Here is a 26,124-nt window from a genome sequence, read left to right as displayed (position 1 = left end):
AGATGAAGAAAAGAGTTATTCATGTTACTTCTCGTGCAGATTATGGAGGTGCACCAAATTATATAAACACAATGATTAATAATATGTCAGAAGATTTTGATATTTATTTAGCTTGTCCTAAAGATGAACCTTATTATAACATTTGGAGTAATAATAAAAGAGTAAAGGGGCTGTTTATATTACCTCACAGAGAGTTTTCTTTTAAGCATTTTATTAACCTTGTGAAATTTGTGAAAAAAAACAAAATACAAGTTTTTCAAGCAAATGGTAAAGGAGCAGGTTCATACAGATTCATAAAACTTTTTAATTGGAAACTTAAAGTACTATATGCATATAGAGGGTTTCATATACATAAATATAGTAATATTCAAAGAAAATTCTACTTTGCCTATGAAAGGTTTATGACACTTTTTACTGATAAAGTAATTAATGTTTCTAAGGGAGAACAGGAGCAATGTATAGATAAAGGTGTTTTAAAAAAAACATTATCATGTCAAATATATAATGGAATTAATCCTTTAAAGAAAAAAGAAGTAGAAGAATTATCAAATAGATATAAAGGTAAATTTGTTATTTCTACCTTATCAAGGTTTGATATTCAAAAAAATATGATTCTTATGTATAAAATTGCACAGGAATTAAGAGATTATAAAGATATTCACTTTATATGGATTGGTGATGGAGATGATAAACCTATATTAGAACAGAAAGCAGTTGATGAAGACTTAAATAATATAGATTTTGTTGGCTTTAAGAATCATAAAGAAATAGCAGAATTTTTTTCTGTGACAGATTTATATTTAACAACTGCAAGGTGGGAAGGGCTTCCTTTTGCCTTGGTGGAAGCAGCTTCTATAGGTTTACCTATAGTTGCCTCAGACGTAGTTGGTAATAATGAAGTTTGTCTTGATGAAATCAATGGATTACTATATCCTATTAAAGATGTGTCAAAAGCAATAGAACATATTTTAAGTTTATATGAAAATAGATTAAAACTTAAACAGTTTAGTAATAAATCCATTGATGTATTTAATACTTATTTTACTGTAGAGCAAATGGTTCAAAATCATGAAAACCTATACAGTCAAATATTATTATAGAATATATTAATCATACTTTTATTGTTTTTCATAAATTATACACTATTTTGTATTTAAAGAGTTAAAAGAATGGTTTCCTTTATTCAATATCAATATAAGAAATAGCGAGGAGATATATATTTTGGAGATGAATATTATTTTAGGAATTGTTAGATGAAAAAAAGAAATTATGTAAGTTTATTTTTTAATAATTACAAATTTTATCAATTTATTTGTTCAAAAACATATATTTTCGTTTGAAAATAAACGAAGTTGTGTAATAAATTATACTTATTTCAATGCGAATAAAAACTAAATATACAATAGCTAAAACAATTCTTGTTTTAGCTATTGTGTTTAATGTAGCTTTACCTAAAGGAGGAGTAGCAATAGCCAATACTCCAATAACTTGGGGCTATATTATTATTTTTTTAGTTATTGGTTATTCATTAATTAAAGGGCTATCAATAAAAAAAATAAATAAGCTAAAAGCGCAAGCATTTATATGTATTTTACCTTTTATTTTTTATTTTATAGCATATTTATTTTATGTAGAAGAATACCCACCAATTGGTTATCTGTTTTCGGCAATATTAAATTTCGTTATATTTCCAATTATTTTTTTATTATTCTTTGATAAAACTCTAAAGTATATTCTAAAAAACAATGCTTTTTTTAGTAAAATAATACTCAGGTGTATTTTATTTTTAAGTCTTTTTGGAATATTTCTTTTTATTTATAAAATAAAAACAGGGGTAGCTTTTGAGATACCTTATTTAACAGTAAATATTAAAGATTATGGTCTTTTAAACTCTAAACACAATAATAGAGGTAATGGAATTTTTAAGTTAGTATCAACTTATGCAAATGGTAATATTTTCGGTTTATGTATGTTTTTTTTACTTCCATTTGCAAAAAATCATAAAAATCATAAAATTTTATTGAAAATAGCAATGGTATTAACATTATCAAGAACAGTATGGGCAGGTTTGGTAATTTATGAAATCATCTCATATAGAAAACATATAGTGAAAATGCTTTATATTGGATTAGTAGTTCTATTAACTATTTTTTTATTTATGGTCTTTGTTTTAGATAGAGATATTAGCTATATATTTGATCCTTCTTTAGGAGGAAGGTTAAAGGGAAATGGAATAGCTCTGTCTCTTTTTTTTAATGGTAAAGTTTTTTATGGAATTAGCGAAATGACCTACAAAGATATTTTAGAACAAATGGGGTTAATTGGTTTACTTTTTTTTGTGCTACAAGTATTCACCCCTGTTATTTTAAGTTTTCAAAGGGGTATTGAAAACTTAAATGAAAATCAGCAACAATTAAGAATTGGTGTTTTAACCTACTTAATTGTAGCATTTATTGACGGAGCTTATTTATATATTCCTGTCTGTTTATTTTTGTGGTTTTCAAGTTCCTATATTATTACAAGTAAAATAACAGAAGATAGTAAATGAGAAAAATAAATCTTATTTTATTATCATTAGCTTTGGTTTTTCCATTTGAAAGATTAAGTTATTTTTTGTTAATATTTTTTTTTATTGTAGAAATCATATTGTCAGGGAAAAGTTTTATCAAAAAATTAGAGTGGAAGACATTTTTTAATCCAGTTGTCCTGCTGTTTTATGCTACCCTAATTTTAATGAAATTAAGAGATCCTATTGGTGGTTGGGATAGAGATTTAACCCTATTCTTGTTTCCTATATATTTTAGTGTTAGAAAGCTTAAAAAAAATGAAATTTTACTTATTTTAAAAAGTTTTGTTTTGTTACTATTATGTTCATTAATATTTCTTTTTATTTATGAATTTGTTTTACAATTTGTTTTAAATAACTATTTAAATTTATGGAAATTAGAAGAACATTATAATAACTATCGAATCTTTTATTTTTTTCATATTATTTCTGAACGAGTTGGTTTTCATCATATTTACTTATCACTATACTTATTTATAGGTTTTATAGCAGGTCATTATCTCATATATTCAAATTCATTAAATACGAAATGGGTTAAGTTTGTTAAGTTATCTATGATGATATTTCTTATATTTACTTTTCTATCAATTTCTAGAATGTCAATAATTTGCTTTTCTATTTATGGGTTATTTATGGTGTTTAAACTTTTTCAGAAACGAATTAATAAGAGATATTTAATCTTTATTTTATCCATTTGTAGTCTTATAATAATTTTGAGTTCTCAAAGTTCTGTAAAAAATAAATTCTACAATATTTCAAATGATTCGAGAATTTATATATTCAAGACTTCATATCAATTAGGTATGGAATCATATTTAAAAGGTCATGGAATGCAGAAAGGACGTGAAAAATTGATAGAAAAACAAAAAAAAATAGGGAATAGTGTGCTTTATACCAATGCACACAATCAATATTTAGACTATTTTGTTTCTGGGGGTATAATTATGCTTGTAATATTCCTAATTATAACTTTTAGACTAATTGTAGTTTTTTACAGGGGTAAGGCTTATCTGGGACTAGCTTTTATTTTATTTTTTCTTCTTCAATGCTTTACAGAAGCTTTAATGGAAAGATTTAGAGGGATTGTTCTATTTTCTTTTTTTGTGAGTTTAATTTATCAAGATATATCGAATGATAAAAAAAGGATTTCTTTTTTTAAATAATAATGATTTTTATATTTTTTAAGTTTCTAAACTAAAATGTAAACAGATGAAAGTAGCAATTATACATTATTGGTTTATTACACGTAGAGGAGGAGAAAAAGTAGTTGAATCAATTTTAAAATTATACCCACAAGCAGATATTTATACCCTTTTTTATGATAAAGAACAATATGGAGATCACTTAAAAGGGCATAAAATTTATACTTCAAAATATAATACACCATTTTTTAGAAAATATTATCAAAAAATTTTTCCTTTATACCCCAATGCTGTAAACTCGTTAAAATTAAAAGATGATTATGATTTAATAATATCTTCAGAATCAGGACCAGCAAAAGGAGTCTTAATTAATAATAATGCAAAACACATATGTTACATTCATAGCCCAATGAGGTATTGTTGGGGATATACAGATGAGTATTTAAATAGTATAAATCCTTTAATAAGGCCATTGGTAAAATTCTTATTTAAAAGATTACGAAAATGGGATTATAGTACAAAAGATAATGTTGATTTTTATATAGCAAACTCTAAAAATGTAGCATTAAGAGTTAAGAAATTTTATAATAAAAAAGCAGCTGTTATTTATCCACCAATATCTTCAGAACTATTTAATAATGATTTAATTGTATCAAATAATAAAAAATATTTTTTAAGTTTTGGAGCAATAACACCTTATAAAAAAATAGATTTATTGGTAGATTGTTTTAATGAAAATGGAGAGAGGTTAATTATAATAGGTAATGGGTCAGAAAAAGAGAAGTTAAGTAAAAAAGCGAATAACAATATTGAATTTAAAGGTTTTTTAGAAGATTCAGAACTAAAGTCTTATATCCAAAATTCTAGAGCCTTGTTGTTTCCTGGAGAAGAAGATTTTGGTATGATACCTTTAGAAGTAATGTCTCAAGGAGTTCCTGTTATAGCCTTTAAAAAAGGAGGAGCCTTAGAAACAGTTATTGAAAACAAAAAAAATGTATCTAAATCATCAGGAATTTTTTTTAAAGAACAAAATGTTTTTTCTTTGCAAAATTCTTTGAATTATTTTATTTCAGTTGAAGATAAATTTGATCCAAAATGGATTAGAGATTATTCAAAGAATTTTGAAGAAATGTTCTTTCTTGAAAATTTTAAAACGACATTGAATAATTTCTTAAAAAAAAATAATTGAAAAAAAGATATTCATTTTTAATAAAACCATTACAATTAATTGTAGATATTTTATTGACTAACATAATAGTTTATCTTCTTTATAATAAAGGATATCTTAATTTTTATTTTCTGTTGTATTTAACAATATTTTGGTGTGTAACATCATATATTTCTAGTTATTACAAGGTTTATAGACATACTAGAATTCTCAGATTATTTTCTCTAATTATAAAACAATTTTTTTTGTTTTTTTTGGGGTATTTTGCATATTATGGTCTATTTAATGAAGGAGAAATAGTTAATAATCAATTTTTAATTTTATCAGTAATTACTGCTTCTTTAATAGTGAATAAATTTTTCTGGTTTATACTTCTAAAAAAATATAGATCAAAAGGAAATAATTTAAGATCTACTATAGTTTTAGGGTTTGATGAATCAGCAAAAAATGTAATAAAGTTGTTTAAAAGTAGAACTAATTTAGGTTATAACTATTTAGGTTTTTTCTCTAATAAAGAATACAAAAACAAAAAAAAAATAGGTAAGTTTAATGAAGTATTTGAGTATGTGAACAAAAATGAAGTTGATGAGATTTATCTGTCATTATCAGAACATACAAAAGAACAAATAAATGAAATTAACAAGTTTGCTACTGAAAAAGATATAGTATTAAAATTAATTCCAGATTCCATAGAATTATACAGTAAGAATCAAAGTGTAGAATACTATGATGATACTTTAATGGTAATTAATGTTAATAAATTACCATTCGATTTTACTCAGAATTTATACATTAAAAGAATTTTTGATATTTTCTTTTCCTTATTTATTTGTGTTTTTATTTTATCTTGGTTAATGCCTATACTTTGGGTTTTAGTAAAGCTAGAATCAAAAGGACCATTAATTTTTAAACAAAAAAGAGAAGGTTTAAATGGTGAAGAATTTATTTGTTATAAATTCAGATCTATGAGAATAAATGATTTTTCAGATAAAGTTCATGCTACTAAGAATGATAAAAGAGTAACCAAAATAGGAGCTTTTTTAAGAAAAACGAGTATGGATGAGCTACCTCAATTTATAAATGTATTGTTTGGTGACATGAGTGTTATTGGGCCTAGACCACATTTAGAAAGTTTGTCCTTAGAATATCAGAAAGATGTAGATAATTATTTGAAAAGACATGTGGTAAAACCAGGCATAACAGGTTTAGCTCAAATAAGCGGCTATAGAGGTGAAATAAAAAAAGCATCTGATATAAAAAACCGTGTAAGATTAGATATTTTTTATATTGAAAATTGGTCTTTTTTTTTAGATGTTAAAATTATAATTCAGACTGTTTTAAATGTTCTTAAAGGAGAAGAAAAAGCATATTAAAAAATGAAAGAGAAATTAGAACTAACAGTATCAATTGTCCTTTATAATGAAGATTTAGAAGAGCTGTCACAAACAATACAATCCTTTTTAAGCGTTCCATTAACCAAGAAATTATATTTAATTGATAATACAAGTGAAAAACTGTTTCAAGGAGTTTTTAATGATATAGAAATAGAATACATAGCAATTGGAGAAAATATAGGTTTTGGAGCAGGTCATAATGTAGTAATAGAAAAAATTAAGAATATATCCAATTTTCATCTAATTTTAAACCCTGATGTTTATTTCGAAAAAACTGTCATTCCTAATTTAATTCAAGAATTAAAAAATGACGAATCTTTAGCGATGATTGCTCCAAAAGTGTTGTTCCCAAATGGAGAACACCAATATTCTTGTAGAAGATATCCACAGTTTTTAGAACTCATTGCTAGAAGATTTCCAATTTTTAAACCCATTTTAAAACCAAAAGTGTTTAAAGGGCAATACCAAGACAAAGATTTAACCAATCCTTTTTATGCAGACTACCTTGCAGGTTGTTTTCACCTTTACAAAACTGATGATTATGTAAAATTAAAAGGTTTTGATGAACGTTATTTCTTGTATATGGAAGATGTAGATATTTGTAAAAAAATAGATGAATCAGGAAAAAGAAAGCTTTATTTTCCTAAAGAAGAAATTAAACACGTATTAAAACAAGGATCCTCTAGAGATATGAAATTATTTTTCAGACATACTATATCTGCAATTAAATACTTCTATAAATGGGGTTTATAGAAAATTATATTTTTCTAAAATAAATTATCAATAATATTTGAGGTTTTTATTAGTTTAATTTTATTTTTTTTACTTTTTTTTGTTTAAAATTCAATTATTTTTCACTTTTATTTTTTATTATCCTTTTAAATTATAATATTAGCAGTCTGTTTAACATTAATTTATAACATTAAAAAAATGTTAGACTAACTTCTTAAAAATAAGGAATTGAAACAAAGGAAATCCATTTATATAAAGCCTTTAGTAATCTTAATTGATCTATTTTTAATATGTTCAATTATTTTTACAACTTCATTTAAAGACTATTTAAATACTTCATTTCTTACCTACATTATTATTTCTTGGTTAATAACAACCTATTATACCAAGTTTTACAACGTTTATAGGTATACACAAGTTGGGGTTATTATTACCCTTTTAATGTCGCAATTTTTTGTTTTTGGTCTTGCTTATCTAAGTTATTTTTCTGTATTTAAAGAAGGGGAAGTTGTTGGTAATCAGATTTTTATTTTCTTATTAATTTTATCTTTTATAACTTTTTTCAAGTTTTTTATTTTCTATATACTTAGAAAGTTTAGATCAGAAGGTAAAGACCATAGATCTATTGTTTTGTTTGGTGGAATTAACTCAGCAAAAAAATTAAAAGATTTATTTCATTCTAAAAACGATTTTGGTTATCGTTTTAATGGTTTTTTCTCAAATTCAGAATACAAATCACAAGAATATTTAGGAGCAGTAAAAAAGGGGTTTAAATACCTTAAAAATGAAGAGGTAGATGAAATTTACTGTAATCCTTCAGAGATTACTGCAAATCAACTTACTAAAATTAGAAAATTTGCTGAAGAAAAAGACCTTGAACTAAGAATTCTACCAGAAAATAAAGCGATCTATAGAAAAGATTTTATTTTAGAATATTTTGGTACAATTCCTGTTTTAAAACCAAAACCACTTCCTTTTGAGAAAGTAGAAACACACATTTCAAAACGAATTCTAGATATTATTTTTTCACTAATTGTGTGTGTTACAATTCTTTCATGGCTATTACCTATTTTATGGATAATTATAAGAATTGATTCTAAAGGGCCTTTGTTTTTTAAACAAAAAAGAGATGGAATTAATGGTAGTCAGTTTTCTTGTTTTAAATTAAGGTCAATGACGGTTAATAATGATGCTGATAAAGTTTCTGCATCTAAAAATGATAAAAGAATAACAAAAGTTGGTGCATTTTTAAGAAAAACTAGTTTAGACGAGTTGCCACAATTTTTTAATGTTCTTTTTGGTGATATGAGTATCGTTGGTCCAAGACCACATATGAATATTCAAACAAAAAAATATACCAACGAAATAGAAAATTATTTGGTAAGAAACTCTGTAAAGCCTGGTATTACTGGTCTTGCTCAAATTAGCGGCTATAGAGGAGAAGTAATTAAAAAATCTGATATTAAAAATAGAGTAAGATTAGATATTTTTTACATAGAAAATTGGTCTTTCTTTCTAGATATTAAAATAATTGTTCAAACATTTTTTAATGTTTTTCTTAAAGAAGAAAAAGCTTACTAAATAAAAAGTAAACTAAAATTAAAATGTACTTCTCTCAAAAGTAGAATTCTAAACATTTTAAATATATTTGCAGACTTAACCACTCAACAAATGAATGTACTTATTTTAGGTTCTGGAGGTAGAGAACATGCCTTTACATTAAAACTTTCTGAAAGCAATAAAATTAGCAACCTTTTTGTAGCCCCAGGAAATGCTGGTACAGATAAAATTGCAAAAAATATTAATATCAATCCTACTGATTTTATAGCTGTAAAAGATCTTGTTTTACAGAATAATATTAATATGGTAGTTGTTGGGCCAGAAGCGCCTTTAGTAGAAGGTGTACATGATTTCTTTTTAGCTGATGCAGAATTAAAAAACATACCTGTAATTGGTCCTAAAAAAGATGGAGCTTTATTAGAGGGTAGTAAGGATTTTTCTAAACAATTTATGCAAAAGCATAATGTACCAACAGCAAAGTATCAATCTTTTACTAAAGATAATCTAACTGAAGGTTTTACATTTTTAGAAACATTAGAGCCACCTTACGTGTTAAAAGCAGATGGTTTAGCTGCTGGTAAAGGAGTTTTAATTTTAAATTCTTTAGATGAAGCTAAAGCAGAATTAGAAGAAATGGTGTCAAATCAAAAGTTTGGAGAAGCATCATCGACAGTGGTTATTGAAGAGTTTTTAAAAGGAATAGAACTTTCTGTTTTTGTTTTAACTGATGGAAAAAATTATAAAATCTTACCATCAGCAAAAGATTATAAAAGAATTGGTGAAGGAGATACTGGTTTAAATACTGGTGGTATGGGTGCAATTTCTCCTGTACCTTTTGCAGATGAATCATTTTTAAATAAAGTTGAAGAACTGGTTGTTAAACCTACAATTGCTGGTTTACAAAAAGACGGAATTGATTATAGAGGTTTTATCTTTATAGGTTTAATGAATGATAATGGTAACCCTTCTGTAGTAGAGTATAATGTAAGAATGGGAGATCCAGAAACTGAAGTTGTATTGCCAAGAATAGAGTCTGATTTATTCGATTTATTTGAAGGTGTTGCAAATCAAACTTTAGATCAAAAATCTTTTTCTGTTACAGATAAAACTGCAACAACTGTAATGTTAGTTTCTGGTGGATATCCAGAGGCATATCAAAAAGAAAAAGAAATAACTGGTTTTGATAACGTTAATGATTCAATTGTTTTTCATGCAGGTACTAAGATAAAAGACAATAAAGTTGTTACAAACGGAGGTAGAGTTATGGCTATTTCCTCTTTTGGAAATACTATAGAAGAAGCTTTACAAAAAAGTTACAAAAGCATTGATAAAATTAATTTCGATAAAATGAATTACAGAAAAGATATTGGTTTTGATTTAGTTTAGCAAAAAAAAAGCTTTAAGCTAACATTCAAATTGTTTTTATATAAATCAGAAGATGTATATATTTCTTTACCTCGCTTTTTCGAGTGTAAAAGAAAACTCAGAACCTTCACCATAAACACTTTTTAGTAAGATGTTTTCATCATGGGCTTCAACAATATGTTTTACAATAGAAAGGCCTAAACCAGAGCCACCTTGCTCTCTAGATCTACTTTGGTCTACTCTGTAAAAACGTTCAAATAATCGTGAAATATGTTCTTTTTTAATTCCTTCACCATTATCAACAACTTTAATTATAAATTTTTTCTCAGAGTAATCTTGAACACTAACGTAAGTTTTTCCATTAGGTTTTCCATATTTAATTGAGTTTACAACTAAGTTAATTAATACTTGTTCAATTTTTTCTATATCGCCTTTTACAAAAACAGGAAATTCATGAGTTTTATCAAAAGTTAAAGTGATGTTTCTTTTTTTGGCTTTCATTTCGAACAAATCAAAAACATTCTGAATCAGCTCTAAGATATTAAATACTTCTACATCTAATTTTGTTCCCTCATTTTCTAATTTAGCAATCATATCTAAATCTTTAATTACAGCAACCAATCTTTCAACACCTTTATTAGCTCTTTCTAAATACTTCATTCGTATTTGTTTGTCATTAATGGCGCCTTCAATTAAGGTAAGAATATAACCTTGTACAGTAAATAAGGGTGTTTTTAATTCATGAGCAACATTGCCTAAAAAATCTCGTCTAAAAGAGTCTCTTTCTGTTAAGCTTTCTATTTCTAGTCGCTTACCTTCAACAAACTTTTGCATACTTTTAGATAGTTTTTCTATATCTGTAGTTGCAGATTCTCTTTTTAAATCATTTACATTTAAAATAGAAACTTCTTGATATAATTTTTTTAACCTTCTGTAAATAAAATGTTCAGCTCTGTATTGAATAATAAAAAAAGAAATAATAAATAATACAATCGAAGAAATTAAGATTGTGGTAATACCTAAATGTTCACTAATTATAAAATAAGAAATCATGGAAATTACAACCGCAAGCAAGGTTAGGTAAATAGCCGACCATAAAGCATAAGAGTATGTTTTTTTTAGTTTCAAAAATTCTAGTATTTAACTCTTAATTATTTTTTATTGACCTTCGTCTTCTAACAAAACAAATTTATAACCTACACCTTTAACGGTTTTAAAATGGTTATCACCAATTTTTTCTCTAAGTTTTCTAATATGCACATCTATTGTTCTGCCACCAACAACAACTTCATTACCCCAAACAGTATCTAAAATAACTTCTCTTTTAAAAACTTTACCAGGTTTAGATGTTAAAAGCGAAAAAAGTTCAAACTCTTTTCTTGGTAGTGCAATTTTTTTGCCAGATTTATAAACTACATATTCATCTCTGTCAATAATAATATCACCAAGTTTAAGAGAATCTTCAGTCTCAGATTCAGTTTTTAGTCTTCTTAGTAAAGATTTTATTTTACTTACTAAAACTTTTGGTTTTACTGGTTTGGTAATATAATCATCTGCACCTGCTTCAAATCCTGCAACTTGAGAATAATCTTCACCTCTTGCAGTTAAAAAAGCAATTATTACATTTTCTAGAGATTTAATTTTTCTAATTTTTTCACAAGCCTCAATACCATCCATTTCTGGCATCATAATATCTAATAATATTAGGTGAGGTATATTTTTTTTTGCAGATTTTACGGCGTCTAAACCATTTGCGGCTGTAAATATTTGATAGCCTTCGTTTTTTAGATTGTAACCAATAATCTCAATAATATCTGGCTCATCATCAACTAATAAGATTTTAATATCTTTTTTATTCATAATATTTTATCTGATAAAATTCAAAAATACTCATAATTCTATTATAATAACAGCTTCTTAACAATGATTTAATATTGTAACCTAAATATTAATATTAGCATTTAACAATAACATAATCAGACATATTTACCATTACTAAATAAAATTTATTAAATTTATCCCTTTAATTCAAAAACAAACAAACATGAAAAAAAATTACTTTTTTACATTATTATTAACTTTTAGTTTTACGTTACTGTCTTTTGGGCAAGACTTTTTAATTACAGGAGTAATTGATGGTCCTTTGCCAGGAGGTTTTCCAAAAGGATTTGAGTTATATGCAGTTAATGATATATCAGATTTAAGTATTTACGGTTTAGAAAGTACAACCAATGGAGCTGATGCTGCAGGTGAAGAGTATACTTTTCCTAATGATAATATTTCAGCAGGTACTTATATTTATCTAGGTAATACTGGGTCTTCAGCTGGTTTTACACAATATTTAGGAGTTACACCTCAATATGAAGATGGTGTAGCTAGTGTTAATGGTGATGACACAATTATATTATATAAAAATGGTACAATTGTGGATCTTTTAGGTAGAATAGGTGAAGATGGTTCAAATACAGATTGGGATCATTTAGATGGTTGGGCCTATAGAGATAGTGGTAAAGGTCCAAGTACAACTTTTGATGCTTCTGAATGGACTTTTAGTGGTGTAAATGCATTAGATGGTTGTGATAAGTCTGATGATACTGGAACAAATGGTGAATGTGGATCAGTATTTCCTGTAGGTACATATTCAGAAATAGCTTCTACAACTCCAACTATTACAGTAACTGGTTCAACTTCTAGTTTCGATTATTTCGAAGGTTATGGTCCTTCAGAAGAACAAACTGTTGTAATTTCAGGAGAAAACTTAACAGATAATATTAACTTACAAATGCCAGCTAACTTCGAGGTTTCTTTATCATCTGGTACTGGTTTTGGTAGTTCTGCTTCAATTCCTCAAACAGGTGGTATTGCTTCTGCAACAGTATATTTAAGGCTTGCAGCAGGGTTGTCTGTAAATACATATACAGGAGATGCTGTAGCGTCTTCTGCAGGTGCAGTAAATAACACTGGTACTTTAACAGGTGTTGTAAGTCCTGCAGATCCTCAGTTTTATTATACAGCTTATTTAGATGATTTTAATTATTCTATTGCTGATGGATTGCCTTCAGCTGAACAAACTTTTACAGTTGAAGCTTTGTTTTTATTAGGAGATTTAAAAGTTACAGCACCAACAAACTTTGAAGTTTCTTTAACAACAGGTTCTGGTTTTGATTCTTCTGTAACATTAACGCCCAACTCTGGTTCAATTGATGAAACTACCATATACATGCGTTTAAAAGCTGGATTATCAGAAGGTAATTATACTGGAGATGTTCTTATAACTTCTATTACTGTTGACGATAAATCTTTTTCTGTTGTTGGTAATTCTTATGGTGCAAATACGAATAGTTTAGTAATATCTGGTATTTATGATGGATCTCTTTCAGGAGGTACTCCTAAAGGTGTAGAAATTTATGTTTTAAAAGATATTTCAGATTTAAGTGTTTACGGAGTGAGTTCTGTAACAAATGGTCAAGGTTCTACTGCTGGTAATGTAGAGTTTTCTTTTCCAGATGATGCAGTTACAGCTGGTACATTTATATATATTTCTACTGAAGAAACAAACTTTAATGCATTTTTTGGTATGAATCCAACTTATACTTCAGGAGTTTTAACTATTAACGGAGATGATGCAATAGAGTTGTATGAAAATGGTCAAATTATTGATGTTTATGGTGATGTTAATAATGATTTTTCTGGAGAAGCTTATGATTATTTAGATGGTTGGGCTTACAGAAAATCTAATACAGGACCAGAAGGAACAACTTTTACATCTTCGAACTGGACTTACAGTGGAGTAGATGGTTTAGAAGAGGGAACAAATAATGCAACTGCAACTACTCCTTTTCCTTTAGGTACTTATAATGTAACAGCTTCAGTTAAAAATAACCAAATCGAAGGTTTTGCAACATATCCAAATCCTGTAAAAAATAGTCGTTTTACAATTACAACTAATAGTACAGATAAAAAAGAAGTTGCTATTTTTAATGTATTAGGTAAACAAGTTTTATCTACTAGCTTTTCTGCAACAAAATCTAATATTGATGTTTCTTCAATAGCATCAGGATTATACATTTTAAAAGTTACAGAAGGTACTAAAATTGCTACTAGCAAGTTAGTGATTAAATAAAAACAAATTTTTTGAAATTTTAAAAGCTCTGATTTATTCAGAGCTTTTTCTTTTTTATTATATTTATAGAAATGAAAAAGGAATAAAGCTATGAATCTTACCTATAAATTAAACGATATTCTATTTTTAGATATAGAAACAGTACCACAAGAAGAAAATTGGGAAAACGTCTCTAAAACAACTCAAGAATTGTTCGATAAGAAAACCCAATACCAACGTAAAGATGAATTTACAGCAAAACAGTTTTATGAAAAAGCAGGAATTTGGGCTGAATTCGGAAAAATAATCTGTATTTCTGTTGGTTATTTTGTAGATGTAGAAGACAAAAAACAACTAAGAATAACTTCTTTTTATGGTGATGATGAGAATAAGGTTCTAATTGATTTTAAAGATTTATTAGACAAACACTTTGCTAAAAAAACAAATATTTTATGTGCTCATAATGGTAAGGAATTCGATTTTCCTTTTATTGCGAGACGAATGATTGTACATCAAATAGAATTACCTAAAAAACTGAATTTATTTGGTAAAAAACCATGGGAAGTTCCGCATTTAGATACGCTAGAATTATGGAAATTTGGCGATTACAAGCATTATACTTCCTTAAAACTACTAACTTCTATTTTAGGAGTGCCATCACCAAAAGATGATATTGATGGTAGTGAAGTAGCCAAAGTTTATTACCAAGAAAAAGATATCGAAAGAATTGTTAGGTATTGCGAAAAAGACACAGTTGCAGTTGCACAAATATTATTACGCTTTAATAATGAAGAATTAGTAAAAGAAAAAAATATTGTTAGTGTAGATTAATCTTCTAATTTCATAGAAATTTCAAGCCAACGTTCCTCTTTTTGTTCTAAAGTAATAATGATTTCTTGCAACTCTTCAGATTTTTTCTGAATATCATCTGCAGCAATTTCTACGTTTACAAACTGTTGTTCAATGGTGTCTTTTCTTTTTTGTAACCTTGCAATTTCTGCTTCTAAAGCACCAAATTCCCTTTTTTCGTTAAAACTTAAGCTGCTTTTAGTAGTTTTCTTTTCTACTTTTTTTACAACAGGCTTTTCTTTTTCTACTTCTTTTTCTGTAGAATTATCATAAGCCCTAAAATCTGAGTAGTTTCCAGGAAAGTTTTCAACAACACCATCGCCTCTAAAAACAAATAAAGCATCCACAATTTTATCCATAAAATAACGGTCGTGAGAAACAACCAATAAATTTCCAGGATAATCTAACAAAAAGTTTTCGAGTACATTTAAGGTAACAACATCTAAATCGTTTGTAGGCTCATCCAGAATTAAAAAATTAGGATTTTGAATTAAAACAGCACACAAATACAAACGTTTTTGTTCACCTCCAGAAAGTTTTTCTACAAAATCGTATTGTTTCTTTTTATCAAACAAAAAACGTTCTAAAAGTTGCGAAGCAGAAATTTTTCTTCCTTTTGATAAAGGGATGTATTCACCAAATTCTTTTATAACTTCTATTACTTTTTGTCCTTCTTTTACGTTGATTCCTGCCTGTGTATAATAACCAAACTTAATAGTTTCGCCAATAACAACTTTACCAGCATCAACAGGGCTTTTCTGTGTAAGAATATTTAAAAAAGACGATTTACCTGTTCCGTTTTTACCAATAATTCCTATTCGTTCTCCTCGTTTAAAAACGTAATCGAAACCATCTAAAATTACTTTATCTCCAAAAGATTTATGCAGTTTGTGAAGTTCAAGAATTTTGCTTCCTAAACGTTCCATATTTATTTCTAATTGAACAGAATGATCTTTTCTGCGTTGATGCGCTTTTTCTTTAATTGCGTAAAAATCATCAGTTCTAGACTTTGATTTTGTAGTTCTAGCTTTTGGTTGTTTACGCATCCAGTCTAATTCTTTTTTAAACAGACTTTTGGCTTTACTTAAATTGGTAGCTTCTAGGGCTAAACGTTCTTCTTTATTTTGTAGATAATAAGAGTAGTTACCTTTGTATTTGTAGATTTTACCTTCGTCTAATTCTAAAATTTCATCACATACGCGTTCTAAAAAATAACGATCGTGAGTAACCATAAAAAGTGTAATCTTTTCTTTGGCAAAAAATGATTCTAGCCACTCAATCATTTCTAAATCTAAATGATTTGTTGGTTCATCTAGAATTAATAAATCTGGTTTACTAATTAACACAATAGCTAGAGAAAGACGTTTTTTCTGTCCACCAGAAAGCGATGAAATCTTCTGAGTTAAATCGTCTAATTTTAATTTAGATAGAATTTGTCTGTATTGTGTTTCAAAATCCCAAGCATTGTATTGGTCCATTAAATCGAAAGCAGTTTGGTAAGCTTCTGCTTCTTCTGGGTTTTTTAATGCTTTTTCATACTGATTAACAATAGAAAGTATTTTGTTATCTGTAGCAAAAATGGTTTCTTCAATGGTTAAATTTGGATCTAAATCATCACTCTGTGCTAAATATGCTATAGAAATATCTTTTCTACTAACTACTTGGCCTTCATCAGCAGTATCTAAACCAGCAATAATATTTAGAATGGATGTTTTACCTGTTCCGTTTTTGGCAACAAATGCTATTTTTTGATCTTTACTAATACCAAAAGAAATGTCTTGAAACAAAACACGTTCTCCATAAGATTTAGAGATATTTTCTACAGAAAGGTAATTCACGATTTAAGTTTTTGCAAAGAAACAAAAAACCCAAGAGTTAACTTGGGTTTTTTACATCATTTAAAATAAACAACAAAGGGGGGTGGATTATTTATCTATTTTCTATCTATGTGTAAAAATAAATAACTAATTGGGGGACAAGATTATTTATCTATTTCTACACTGTAAATCTAAATGAAATAAAGCTATCTGTCAATCCCTATTTATGGTGAAATTTTTGCCTCCCTATTTATGGGGGGAAGCCTCCCTATAAATGGGGAGAGAGTTAACAATTCTAAAATATTTTAAGAGATTTTTAGAATAAAAAACAATTTTAGTATCTGTTAATTAATGTTATCTTGCAGTAGTGTTTAACTAAAAAATATTATATGAAAATTATTGTCCCTATGGCTGGTATTGGTTCTCGTTTAAGACCTCATACTTTAACAGTTCCAAAACCGCTAACAGTAATAGCTGGTAAACCTATTGTACAAAGATTGGTAGAAGATATTGCCTCTGTAATAGATGAAGAAATAGAAGAAATTGCATTTGTTATAGGTAGTAGAGCCAAAGGTTTTCCTGCAGATACAGAAGAAAAATTATTAAAAATTGCAAAAGAATTAGGTGCAAAAGGTTCTGTATATGTGCAAGATGTAGCTTTAGGTACTGCACATGCTATTTATTGTGCAAAAGAATCTTTAAGTGGGCCATGTGTAGTTGCTTATGCAGATACTTTATTTAAAGCAGATTTTAAATTAGATGTAAACGCAGATGGTGCAATTTGGGTTAGTCAAGTAGAAAACCCAAGTGCTTTTGGTGTGGTTAAGTTACAAGAGGGTGTAATTACAGACTTTATAGAAAAGCCAAAAGAATTTGTATCAGATTTAGCAATAATTGGTATTTATTATTTTAAAAGTGGTGAAAAAGTTTTAAAAGAAATTCAGCATTTAATAGATAATGATTTAAAAGAAAATGGCGAATACCAATTAACCAATGTTCTTGAATCTTTAAAGCAACAAGGTGCAAAATTTATACCTGGAACTGTAAATGCTTGGATGGATTGTGGTAAAAAAGACCCAACTGTAGATACTAACAAACAAACTCTTTCGTTTGAGCATGAAGCTGGTGTTAACTTAGTTTCTGATGATGTTGTGTTACAAAATTCAGAAATTATTCAGCCTTGTTATATAGGAGAAAACGTAGTTTTAAGAGATTCTAAAGTAGGCCCATATGTTTCTATTGGTTCTAATAGTTTAGTAAATAATTCTACAATTGTTAATTCTTTAATTCAAAAGAATGTAGACATTTCTAATGCTAATTTAGATAATGCAATGATTGGTAATCACGCAAAATATAATGGCGAATTTACCTCTGTAAGTATTGGTGATTATACAGAGTTAACATAATATATGTCTAGCATAAAGAAAATAAATATTAATAATAAGAGGCACTTTACAAACATAAAGTTGTCTCTTTTGTCTTTGTTCTTTATGCTAATTACTGTTGATATTTTATCGCAAGACAGTATACCTGAAAAAGAAGATTTAACTGAAGAAGCAGAATTAAAGTTTCAGCATTATTTTTTTAAAGCATTATCAGAAAAATCGATTGGAAATCATCAAAAAGCTATTGAAAACCTAGAAAATTGTAATCAACTTTTAATTAATGATGTTGCAGTTTTTTTTGAGTTTTCTAAGAATTATTTATTACTCAATAATACTTTATTAGCCAAAGAATATATTAACAGAGCTTTAGCTAAAGATGTAAATAATCTTTGGATGTTAAAGCACTTGGTTCAAATAAACCAAAAGGAGAAAAACTATAAAGAAGCGATTAAAAATCAGCAAAAAATAATAGCTATTAATCCTAAAGAAAAAGAGTTTTTAGTAAGACTTTATTTGTATGATAGACAATATCAAAAAGCTTTTGCTTTAATGAATTCTTTAGAAAAGGATAATATGTTATCTTCTAGATTAAAAAGAATTAAATATAGTTTAGAGAATACCAAGTTACCTGAAAAAAAAGATGAAAACCTTACAGATATAACTGGTTTAATCAATCAATTTAAAACAGATAAATCTTATAAAGTATTAGAAAAGATTTTAAAGTTATCTGCAGATAAACCATTAGAGTTATTAAAGTTTAGTGAAGAAGGAATTACACTTTTTCCTGCACAACCTTTTGTATATTTAATGAAAGCCAAAGCATTAAATAATCAGAAAAATTATAAAAATGCGTTAACTACTTTACAAAATGGTATCGATTTTGTAATAGAAGATAAAATGGAAGTAGATTTTTATAATGAATTTGCAAAAACCTATAAAGGTTTAGGCAATGTAAAAGAAGAAAATAAATACCAGCAAAAAGCTAATAAATTGAAGAGTTAATACATGAAGTTTATAAAATACATTCTCTTTTTTACAATAATATTTACGTCTTGTAAAACAACAAAAAACATGATTGATGCAACTGCAACAGCCAAAAGTATTTCAGCAAGAAAAGTAGCAAAAAAACATGTTGCTGCTAATTTTGATAAAAATACAATTGATGCAAAATTAAAGATGAATTTTGATAATGGAAAAACAAAGCAAAGTTTATCTGTTAGCATGAAAATGAAAAAAGACGAAGTAATTTGGTTAAAAGGAAGCAAATTTATAACGGTTTTTAAAGCAGAAATTACACCAACTTCTGTACGTTATTATTCGTCTTTACTTAAAAATTCTTTTGAGGGCGATTTTTCTATGATAAAAGAATTACTAGGTGTAGAAATTAACTTTGAACAGCTACAGAATTTGTTTTTAGGGCAATCTTTAATGGATGTTAGAGCAGAAGATCAAGAAGTAGAAATTGTTAATAACAGGTATGTTTTATCTCCAGAAAAACAAGCAGCATTGTTTGATGTTTTCTTTAATATAAACCCTGCACATTTTAAATTAGATGAACAAACCATTATAAATACAGAAAAAGATTTACGATTAGATGTAAAATACCCTTCTTATAGTTTAATTGATGAAGTTGTTTTCCCTACAGGGATAAATATTAAAGCAAAGAATAAAAAATCGCTAACAACCATAGATTTAGAATACAAATCTGTTATTTTTAATGAAGACGTAAATATGTCTTTTAGTGTACCAAAAGGTTATAAAAAGTTATCTTTTTAATGAAGTTTATAAAGTATTATCTTCTCTTATCATTAGTTTTTCTGATGAATTTCTCTGCATTTAGTCAAACTAGAAAGCAGTTAGAAAATCAGCGAAAAAAGTATAAATCTGAAATTCTAAAATTAAACAAATTGCTTTTTAATGAAGTTAAAAAAGAGAAAAATGCTTTAGAAGCTTTAAAAGACATCAACCGAAAAATTGATGTTCGTAATAAGTTAATTAATACAATTAATTTAGAAGCAAAGCTTTTAACGAACGAAATTAATGGAAATGAGCGAAAAATCACAAAGCTAAATAAAGAATTAAAAGCTTTAAAAGCAGATTATGCAGAGATGATTTACAAATCATATAAAAGTAAATCACAACAAAGTAGATTAATGTTTTTATTGTCTTCGCAAAACTTTTATCAAGCTTATAAAAGATTAGAATACACCAAACAGTATACACAATTCAGAAAAAAACAAGGCGAACAAATTCAGGTTCAAGCAAATTTTATTAAAAAATTAAACGATTCTTTGTTTTATCAGAAGAAAGTAAAAGACACTTTAATTTTGGTTGAAAAAAATCAAAAAAATGAAATTGAGTCTGATAAAAAGAATCAAGAAAGTTTAATCTCTCAAATCAAAAAGAAAGAAGGTAAATACAAAAGAGAGATTCAAAGAAATGCTAAAGAAGAGAGAAAAGTTGCTGCTAGAATAGATAAAATTATTAAAGAAGAAATTGCTAAAGCCAATAGATTGGCATTAAGTAAAAGTAAATCTAAAACAAATAAAACAGTTGTTAAAAAGAGCAGTAGTTTTATATTAACTCCAGAAGCAAAAGCTTTAGCAGCTAAATTTGAGCTTAATAAAGGTAAGTTACCTTGGCCTGTAAAAGAAGGTATTGTGGTTAGAAAATTTGGTAAACAACCACACCCAACTTTTCCTGGAATTATCATAAACGGAACAGGTTTACATATTGTAACAAGTAATGGTAGCAATGCAAAAGCTATTTTTAAAGGTGAAGTTTTAAATATTTTGGTGGGTTCTGGAGGTACAAAAAATGTATTAATTCGTCATGGAAACTACATAACTTCTTATAATAATTTAGAAAACTCTTTTGTTAAAAAAGGCGATAAAATAGAGGTTGGCCAAGATATTGGTAGAATTTTTACAGACAAAGTTTCTAAAAAAACAAAACTTGTATTTGTGTTATTTAAAAATACAACACGTTTAAATCCTGCTTCTTGGATTTTAAAAAGATAAAATTTTCTTAAAATAGTATTTGTGTCAATTTCACAATCTAATGAGTTAAACAATGGTTTTAATCATTCATAAATTTGAAATGAGTTAATAAAGTATTAACTTTTGTATGAATCTTAAAAACATAGAAATGGAAAATTTAGATAGAAAGACAGTAGCAATTTTAGCTACAAATGGTTTTGAAGAAAGTGAATTAAGAGAACCAAAAAAAACATTAGAAAAAGCAGGTGCAGATGTAGAAATTGTATCACTAGAAAAAGGTGAAATAAAATCTTGGAACAATGGAGATTGGGGTAAAGCTTATAAAGTAGATAAAACTTTAAACGAAGTTACACAAGCAGATTATAATGCGTTAGTTCTTCCTGGTGGAGTTATTAATCCAGATATTTTAAGAAGAGATAAAAACGCAATTAGTTTTATAAAATCTTTTTTCGATAATCATAAACCTGTTGCAGCTATTTGTCATGCACCTTGGTTATTGGCAGAAGCAGACGTTTTACAGGGTAGAAATGTAACTTCTTTTAGTTCTATTAAAACAGATATTATTAATGCTGGTGCAAATTGGTCAGACGAAGAAGTTGTGGTAGATGCTGGTTTAGTAACAAGTAGAAACCCTGATGATTTACCTGCATTTAATGATAAATTAGTAGAAGAGGTTTACGAAGGTAAACACGAAGAGCAGATGGCATAATATTTAATTATTGTCAATAAAAAAAAGTGCAATTTTTAATTGCACTTTTTCTTTTTTAAAGATATTTTAAGCTTTAAAACGAATGTTTTTCTGAATAATTACAGAATTAGGTATTGTAATTAATTCGCCTTCTGGCGTTTTTAAAGTGATGAAAAACACACCAATATCTAATATTTTTCCAGTAATGTTATTGTCTTTTTCTAGTACTGTAATTGTATCTCCAATTTTTACAGGATAATTAATAAACAAAATTAAACCTGCTGTAATATTAGAAAGAATAGACCATTGTGCAAAAAAGGCAATCCCTAAAATGGTTAAAAATGAAGAGATGTAAATTAATAATTGCTTTTCATCAACTCCCCAAATAAAAGCAATAACAACAATTAAAGTAATGTAAATTAGTACAGAAACTATTTTATTCGTTACAATTATTCTTGCTTGTTGAAAACCGAATTTTAATTGAATTTTCTTTAAAGAGTTGGTTACGAGTAACCTAATGAAAAAGCCTAAAATAAGAATAATAAAAGACTCTAAAATTTTAAAATGATTTAAGAATTCCATTTTTTTTATTTTTAACTAAATAAAGCTTTTAGCTCAGTAGCTTCATTTGGTTTTATTTTACCAGCTAAAACTAAGCTTAATTGTTTACGTCTTAAAGCACCATCAAAACGTTCTTTTTCTAAATCTGTTTCTGGTATTAAGCTCGGTATTTGTACAGGTTTTCCTGTTTCATCAACAGCAACAAATGTATAAATACCTTCGTTAACTTTTGTTCTTTTACCAGATTGTCTGTCTTCTATCCAAACATCAACATAAACTTCCATAGAAGAGTTAAAAGCTCTAGAAACTTTTGCTTCTATAGTAACAACGCTACCTACAGGTACAGACTTACTAAAAGCAACATGATTTACAGAAGCAGTAACTACAATTCTAGATGAATGACGTCTGGCAGCAATGCTACAAGCTCTATCCATTCTAGCTAATAATTCGCCACCAAAAAGATTATCTAAATAATTAGTGTCTCCAGGTAAAACTAAATCTGTAAGTACAGTTAAAGATTCTATAGATTTTTTTGCTTCCATTCTTTTAAAATTTCTGCAAAGATATAAGGATAGTATCCTAAATAAAAGTTATTTTGTTTCTAATAACCAAGCATCTTTAGATGCAGTAGCTTGTATTTTATACAAATTATTTATAGCATCATTTCTATCAGCAAAACTATTAAAAACAACCTGAGTTAAACCCCATTTGTTAACACCAATAATACTGGCATTAAACCCTTGTTTTTTAAGTTGATCAACTTTTTTCTGAGCATTTTCTTTAATTTGAAAAGCACCAGCAACAACATGATATGGTTTTGCAGCTTCTTTTACCACGTTTAACTCAATAGTTGGTAAAGGGTTAGAAATTACAAATGTTGCAGTCTGTATTTTTTTCTCTAAAGATTTTTGCTGATTAGCAAGTATGGTTTCTTGTTTACCTTGTTGATAAAAATTATTAGCTGTAAAACCTAAAGTTAATAAAATTGCAGCTGTAGCAGCATACTTAATAAATGTAGGTATTCCTTTTCTTTCTTTTTTATTAACAATAGGTACCAAAGGCTTTACAATTTCTTGATGCCTTTTTACTGCTGAATTTGTAACTGTAGTTAAACCAAAAGATTCTGGTAAATAGTTTACTGTACTGTTTGGTTCAAAAATAATTTGACCATTATCGTTTAAAGATAAAGCACCAATAGCACCAATCTCTAAAGATTTAGATTGTAATTCATTTTGCCATCTAATTACAGATAAAGTAATTGCATTAGAAGCTTTTTCAAAAGAAATATTTTCTGAAGAAGCAATGTAGTTAGCCAATAAACCATCACTTATTTTTAAATGACTATTAAAAGTAATTTGTTTAGAAGGTGCATAAAACATATGCGTGTTTTCATCTAAACTTGCACCTATTTTATTAGTTACAAAACCTCCAAAATCAGGTACAATTACGCAATCGTATCTGTATAGTAAATCGTTTATATAGTTGGCTAAATTCATAAATACAAAAGTAGAATATTTATTTTATAAATTAAATTATTTCAAAAAAATATCAGTAAAAAATTATATATTGTATTTAAAATTGAGTTCTATTGAAAGAAGAAAAATTATTAGCCATTTTACGCTTACAAAAAAGCAAAGCTATAGGAGATATTTTGGCTAAAAAATTAATAGTTAATGTAGGTGATGTTGAGCAAGTTTTCAATGAAAAAACATCAATTTTAGAAAAAATAAATGGTATTGGAGCTCATGCATTAAAACATTTATTTGACAAAGAAAATTTATTACTTGCAGAAAAAGAACTCGATTATATTTTAAAAAATAATATTAAGTACACTTATTTTTTAGATAAAAACTATCCTAAAAATCTTCAGAATTGTATTGATAGCCCTATTTTGTTTTTTAGAGATGGTAACATCAATCTAGAAAATGATAAAATAATATCTGTTGTTGGTACCAGAAATATGAGTTCTTATGGAAGAGATTTTATAAATAATTTAATTACTGAATTAGCAGAATATAACCCAATAATTGTTAGTGGTTTTGCTTATGGTGTAGATATTTGTGCACATAAAGCAGCTATAAAAAATAATTTGCAAACTATTGCTGTTTTGGCTCATGGCTTTGAGCAAATTTACCCTAAAGTGCATAAAAAATATATTAATGAAGTAAATGAAAATGGTGGTTTTTTAACAGAATTTTGGAGTGAAGAACAACCTTTAAGAGAGAATTTTTTAAAGAGAAATAGAATTGTTGCAGGTATTTCTAAAGCAACAATTATTGTAGAGAGTGCATCTAAAGGAGGTTCTTTAGTAACTGCAGATATTGCAAATTCTTATCATAGAGATGTATTTGCAGTGCCAGGAAGAACAACAGATATTTATAGTAAAGGTTGCAATAATTTAATAAAAAATAATAATGCACATTTGTTAACATCTGCATCAGATATTATTAAAATGCTAAATTGGGATATTAAAGAACAACCTATAGTAATTCAAAAACAATTATTTATTGATTTGAATGAAAGTGAACAAAAAATCTACGATTTATTACACCTAAAAGGAGCTCAAGTTCTAGATGTAATCTCTTTAGAATGTAATATTCCTATTTTTCAATTGTCATCAATTTTATTACAAATGGAATTAAAAGGTGTTACAAAGCCTTTACCTGGTAAGATGTTTGAAATCGTCTAATTTAATCCCTATTTTTGTAAAATACCACAGAATTTATGGCTGATAATCAAAAATTAATATCTAAAAAAAAACCTACTTTTCCTGTTAGTAAGTTACTAACAGCGTTTTTAAAAAAACACAACAGAAGTACTAAAATTAGTATTTTGTACAACGATTTATTGCGTTTTCAGGGCTCAGTAACTGTGTTTGATAAGAATGATGAAGACACACTTTGGGTAAGAACTTATTATTCTGAATGGGATAGAAATGAAATTGATTTAAGTTTAAAAAAGATTTACACCATTTTACATTCTGATGGTAATGATAATACCATTCCTTTTTTAAATATAGATGCCATAGACTTTTGTACGTTTGGTAATTCTAAACCTTTTCGTATTAAAGTTCGTAATATTTTAAATGATAATTTTACCTATTTTTATGTAAAACAGGCTGATGCTTCTCGTATTTATGGTTTAGAATTAGAGCACATTTTATCTCCTTACACCATGAATTACTTGGTGTATAAAGACACTTTAATAGAAGAGCATATTTCTGGAATTCCTGGTGATGATTTTATCGATAATTTTTTGCCAAAATGTACAGAATCAGAAAAGTCGCAAATTGCAAAAGAATTTGTGAAGTTTAAAGAGCGTTGTTTTATTCGTCTTTTGGGTGATATGAGATCTTATAATTATGTAATTACACCTATTCACGATTTCGATCATATTGTATATAAAATTAGAGCCATAGATTTTGATCAACAATCTTTTGAAGGTAATTTAAAAGTGTACAATTTACAGTTCTTAAAAGAGAATTTTAAAATGGTAGAAATGGTTGGTAAAAAATTACAGAACAGCTCTATAAATCAGTATAAAATTGAAGAACGATCTTACATTGCAAAAAGAATGATCAGCTCACCAGATAGAATTCAGCACATCATTAGATGTATGAAACAAGATAATATTTCTTTTCCAAAACATATAGAACGTTTAAAACAAGATTTAATAGATTATGTGGGTGATGTTGAGTTTAAAAAATGTAAAAATATGGGCGAAGTTTTAGAAACTATTTTAATTTTTGTAAAACGAAATTATTTAGACATTAGCAGTAAAGAATTGTTTTAACAGC

The 26,124-nt window shown here is 27.2% G+C and carries 23 protein-coding genes; 17 read left to right on the top strand and 6 right to left on the bottom strand.

The features are described from left to right. Window positions 1-2: 2 nt before the first annotated feature. The 8 genes from ACJJVK_RS03355 to purD all read left to right on the top strand — a co-directional run bounded on the left by ACJJVK_RS03355 (window position 3) and on the right by purD (window position 9,948). The gene (locus ACJJVK_RS03355) at window positions 3-1,100 is read left to right on the top strand and encodes a glycosyltransferase (protein WP_405563142.1); all 1,098 of its coding nucleotides are present in this window, start codon (window positions 3-5) and stop codon (window positions 1,098-1,100) included. 278 nt (window positions 1,101-1,378) lie between these two features. After that, a complete protein-coding gene (locus ACJJVK_RS03350) occupies window positions 1,379-2,548 on the top strand; it encodes a hypothetical protein (RefSeq protein ID WP_405563140.1) in 1,170 nt (389 codons plus the stop codon). Next, window positions 2,545-3,729 carry an O-antigen ligase family protein gene (locus ACJJVK_RS03345; RefSeq protein WP_405563138.1) on the top strand — a complete coding sequence of 395 codons (1,185 nt, stop codon included), beginning with the start codon at window positions 2,545-2,547 and terminating at the stop codon, window positions 3,727-3,729. The genes ACJJVK_RS03350 and ACJJVK_RS03345 overlap by 4 nt, the downstream gene beginning before the upstream one ends. Before the next feature lie 46 nt (window positions 3,730-3,775). Further along, a complete protein-coding gene (locus tag ACJJVK_RS03340; protein ID WP_405563136.1) occupies window positions 3,776-4,897 on the top strand; it encodes a glycosyltransferase in 1,122 nt (373 codons plus the stop codon). After that, window positions 4,894-6,249 carry an undecaprenyl-phosphate glucose phosphotransferase gene (locus tag ACJJVK_RS03335; protein WP_405563133.1) on the top strand — a complete coding sequence of 452 codons (1,356 nt, stop codon included), beginning with the start codon at window positions 4,894-4,896 and terminating at the stop codon, window positions 6,247-6,249. The genes ACJJVK_RS03340 and ACJJVK_RS03335 overlap by 4 nt, the downstream gene beginning before the upstream one ends. Window positions 6,250-6,252: 3 nt before the next feature. Next, window positions 6,253-7,023, top strand: coding sequence for a glycosyltransferase (locus tag ACJJVK_RS03330; protein ID WP_405563131.1), 771 nt, complete (start codon window positions 6,253-6,255; stop codon window positions 7,021-7,023). 207 nt (window positions 7,024-7,230) lie between these two features. Next, window positions 7,231-8,583: an exopolysaccharide biosynthesis polyprenyl glycosylphosphotransferase gene (locus tag ACJJVK_RS03325; protein WP_215993966.1), complete on the top strand. Its 1,353-nt coding sequence runs from the start codon at window positions 7,231-7,233 to the stop codon at window positions 8,581-8,583. 90 nt (window positions 8,584-8,673) lie between these two features. Then, window positions 8,674-9,948, top strand: a complete 1,275-nt coding sequence (gene purD / locus ACJJVK_RS03320) for a phosphoribosylamine--glycine ligase (protein ID WP_405563127.1) — start codon at window positions 8,674-8,676, stop codon at window positions 9,946-9,948. A 66-nt stretch (window positions 9,949-10,014) separates the two neighbouring features. Here purD and ACJJVK_RS03315 read toward each other — a convergent pair whose 3' ends face one another. Continuing rightward, window positions 10,015-11,055, bottom strand: coding sequence for a sensor histidine kinase (locus ACJJVK_RS03315; RefSeq protein WP_405563124.1), 1,041 nt, complete (start codon window positions 11,053-11,055; stop codon window positions 10,015-10,017). Between the two features lie 30 nt (window positions 11,056-11,085). Further along, window positions 11,086-11,787: a response regulator transcription factor gene (locus ACJJVK_RS03310; protein WP_215993963.1), complete on the bottom strand. Its 702-nt coding sequence runs from the start codon at window positions 11,785-11,787 to the stop codon at window positions 11,086-11,088. 184 nt (window positions 11,788-11,971) lie between these two features. Here ACJJVK_RS03310 and ACJJVK_RS03305 point away from each other — a divergent pair, with 184 nt between their 5' ends. Then, window positions 11,972-14,050, top strand: a complete 2,079-nt coding sequence (locus tag ACJJVK_RS03305; RefSeq protein ID WP_405563121.1) for a T9SS type A sorting domain-containing protein — start codon at window positions 11,972-11,974, stop codon at window positions 14,048-14,050. A 90-nt stretch (window positions 14,051-14,140) separates the two neighbouring features. Next, the gene (locus tag ACJJVK_RS03300) at window positions 14,141-14,860 is read left to right on the top strand and encodes a 3'-5' exonuclease (protein WP_215993961.1); all 720 of its coding nucleotides are present in this window, start codon (window positions 14,141-14,143) and stop codon (window positions 14,858-14,860) included. On the opposite strand, the gene ACJJVK_RS03295 is transcribed toward ACJJVK_RS03300, so the two are convergent. After that, window positions 14,857-16,716, bottom strand: coding sequence for an ABC-F family ATP-binding cassette domain-containing protein (locus ACJJVK_RS03295; protein ID WP_405563119.1), 1,860 nt, complete (start codon window positions 16,714-16,716; stop codon window positions 14,857-14,859). The genes ACJJVK_RS03300 and ACJJVK_RS03295 overlap by 4 nt on opposite strands. Before the next feature lie 368 nt (window positions 16,717-17,084). Here ACJJVK_RS03295 and ACJJVK_RS03290 point away from each other — a divergent pair, with 368 nt between their 5' ends. The 5 genes from ACJJVK_RS03290 (at window position 17,085) to ACJJVK_RS03270 (ending at window position 21,788) form a co-directional block, all read left to right on the top strand. Next, complete coding sequence (locus tag ACJJVK_RS03290) at window positions 17,085-18,101, top strand: sugar phosphate nucleotidyltransferase (protein WP_215993959.1); 1,017 nt, start codon at window positions 17,085-17,087, stop codon at window positions 18,099-18,101. A gap of 69 nt (window positions 18,102-18,170) precedes the next feature. Continuing rightward, window positions 18,171-19,082, top strand: a complete 912-nt coding sequence (locus ACJJVK_RS03285) for a tetratricopeptide repeat protein (protein ID WP_405563116.1) — start codon at window positions 18,171-18,173, stop codon at window positions 19,080-19,082. A gap of 3 nt (window positions 19,083-19,085) precedes the next feature. Then, a complete protein-coding gene (locus ACJJVK_RS03280; RefSeq protein WP_405563113.1) occupies window positions 19,086-19,856 on the top strand; it encodes a DUF4292 domain-containing protein in 771 nt (256 codons plus the stop codon). Beyond that, complete coding sequence (locus ACJJVK_RS03275) at window positions 19,856-21,100, top strand: murein hydrolase activator EnvC family protein (RefSeq protein ID WP_405563110.1); 1,245 nt, start codon at window positions 19,856-19,858, stop codon at window positions 21,098-21,100. The genes ACJJVK_RS03280 and ACJJVK_RS03275 overlap by 1 nt, the downstream gene beginning before the upstream one ends. 127 nt (window positions 21,101-21,227) lie before the next feature. Continuing rightward, complete coding sequence (locus tag ACJJVK_RS03270; RefSeq protein WP_405563108.1) at window positions 21,228-21,788, top strand: type 1 glutamine amidotransferase domain-containing protein; 561 nt, start codon at window positions 21,228-21,230, stop codon at window positions 21,786-21,788. A gap of 66 nt (window positions 21,789-21,854) precedes the next feature. On the opposite strand, the gene ACJJVK_RS03265 is transcribed toward ACJJVK_RS03270, so the two are convergent. The 3 genes from ACJJVK_RS03265 to ACJJVK_RS03255 are packed head-to-tail and all read right to left on the bottom strand — an operon-like array spanning window position 21,855 to window position 23,824. Continuing rightward, a complete protein-coding gene (locus tag ACJJVK_RS03265) occupies window positions 21,855-22,349 on the bottom strand; it encodes a mechanosensitive ion channel family protein (RefSeq protein ID WP_215993954.1) in 495 nt (164 codons plus the stop codon). Between the two features lie 11 nt (window positions 22,350-22,360). Continuing rightward, window positions 22,361-22,870, bottom strand: coding sequence for an acyl-CoA thioesterase (locus ACJJVK_RS03260; protein WP_215993953.1), 510 nt, complete (start codon window positions 22,868-22,870; stop codon window positions 22,361-22,363). A gap of 48 nt (window positions 22,871-22,918) precedes the next feature. Next, window positions 22,919-23,824, bottom strand: coding sequence for an SPOR domain-containing protein (locus ACJJVK_RS03255; protein WP_405563104.1), 906 nt, complete (start codon window positions 23,822-23,824; stop codon window positions 22,919-22,921). Window positions 23,825-23,916: 92 nt separating this feature from the next. Between ACJJVK_RS03255 and dprA the strand changes: the two genes are divergently transcribed. Further along, window positions 23,917-25,017 (top strand): DNA-processing protein DprA, encoded by a 1,101-nt coding sequence (gene dprA, locus ACJJVK_RS03250; RefSeq protein WP_405563101.1) that lies wholly within the window; start codon window positions 23,917-23,919, stop codon window positions 25,015-25,017. A 35-nt stretch (window positions 25,018-25,052) separates the two neighbouring features. Further along, window positions 25,053-26,120 carry a hypothetical protein gene (locus tag ACJJVK_RS03245; protein ID WP_215993950.1) on the top strand — a complete coding sequence of 356 codons (1,068 nt, stop codon included), beginning with the start codon at window positions 25,053-25,055 and terminating at the stop codon, window positions 26,118-26,120. Window positions 26,121-26,124 lie beyond the last annotated feature (4 nt).

Origin of the sequence: Polaribacter sp. Asnod6-C07 (assembly GCF_045063625.1) — a bacterium.
Lineage (GTDB): Bacteria > Bacteroidota > Bacteroidia > Flavobacteriales > Flavobacteriaceae > Polaribacter > Polaribacter vadi_A.
The sequence above is the reverse complement of the archived record's forward strand: the minus strand, read 5'-3'. Positions and strand labels throughout refer to the sequence as shown.

Coding starts and splice junctions, on each gene's coding strand:
- ACJJVK_RS03355 (WP_405563142.1), top strand. CDS start 3: ATGAAGAAAAGAGTTATTCATGTTACTTCTCGTGCAGATTATGGAGGT.
- ACJJVK_RS03350 (WP_405563140.1), top strand. CDS start 1,379: ATGCGAATAAAAACTAAATATACAATAGCTAAAACAATTCTTGTTTTA.
- ACJJVK_RS03345 (WP_405563138.1), top strand. CDS start 2,545: ATGAGAAAAATAAATCTTATTTTATTATCATTAGCTTTGGTTTTTCCA.
- ACJJVK_RS03340 (WP_405563136.1), top strand. CDS start 3,776: ATGAAAGTAGCAATTATACATTATTGGTTTATTACACGTAGAGGAGGA.
- ACJJVK_RS03330 (WP_405563131.1), top strand. CDS start 6,253: ATGAAAGAGAAATTAGAACTAACAGTATCAATTGTCCTTTATAATGAA.
- purD (WP_405563127.1), top strand. CDS start 8,674: ATGAATGTACTTATTTTAGGTTCTGGAGGTAGAGAACATGCCTTTACA.
- ACJJVK_RS03310 (WP_215993963.1), bottom strand. CDS start 11,787: ATGAATAAAAAAGATATTAAAATCTTATTAGTTGATGATGAGCCAGAT.
- ACJJVK_RS03305 (WP_405563121.1), top strand. CDS start 11,972: ATGAAAAAAAATTACTTTTTTACATTATTATTAACTTTTAGTTTTACG.
- ACJJVK_RS03300 (WP_215993961.1), top strand. CDS start 14,141: ATGAATCTTACCTATAAATTAAACGATATTCTATTTTTAGATATAGAA.
- ACJJVK_RS03290 (WP_215993959.1), top strand. CDS start 17,085: ATGAAAATTATTGTCCCTATGGCTGGTATTGGTTCTCGTTTAAGACCT.
- ACJJVK_RS03280 (WP_405563113.1), top strand. CDS start 19,086: ATGAAGTTTATAAAATACATTCTCTTTTTTACAATAATATTTACGTCT.
- ACJJVK_RS03275 (WP_405563110.1), top strand. CDS start 19,856: ATGAAGTTTATAAAGTATTATCTTCTCTTATCATTAGTTTTTCTGATG.
- ACJJVK_RS03270 (WP_405563108.1), top strand. CDS start 21,228: ATGGAAAATTTAGATAGAAAGACAGTAGCAATTTTAGCTACAAATGGT.
- ACJJVK_RS03265 (WP_215993954.1), bottom strand. CDS start 22,349: ATGGAATTCTTAAATCATTTTAAAATTTTAGAGTCTTTTATTATTCTT.
- ACJJVK_RS03260 (WP_215993953.1), bottom strand. CDS start 22,870: ATGGAAGCAAAAAAATCTATAGAATCTTTAACTGTACTTACAGATTTA.
- ACJJVK_RS03255 (WP_405563104.1), bottom strand. CDS start 23,824: ATGAATTTAGCCAACTATATAAACGATTTACTATACAGATACGATTGC.
- ACJJVK_RS03245 (WP_215993950.1), top strand. CDS start 25,053: ATGGCTGATAATCAAAAATTAATATCTAAAAAAAAACCTACTTTTCCT.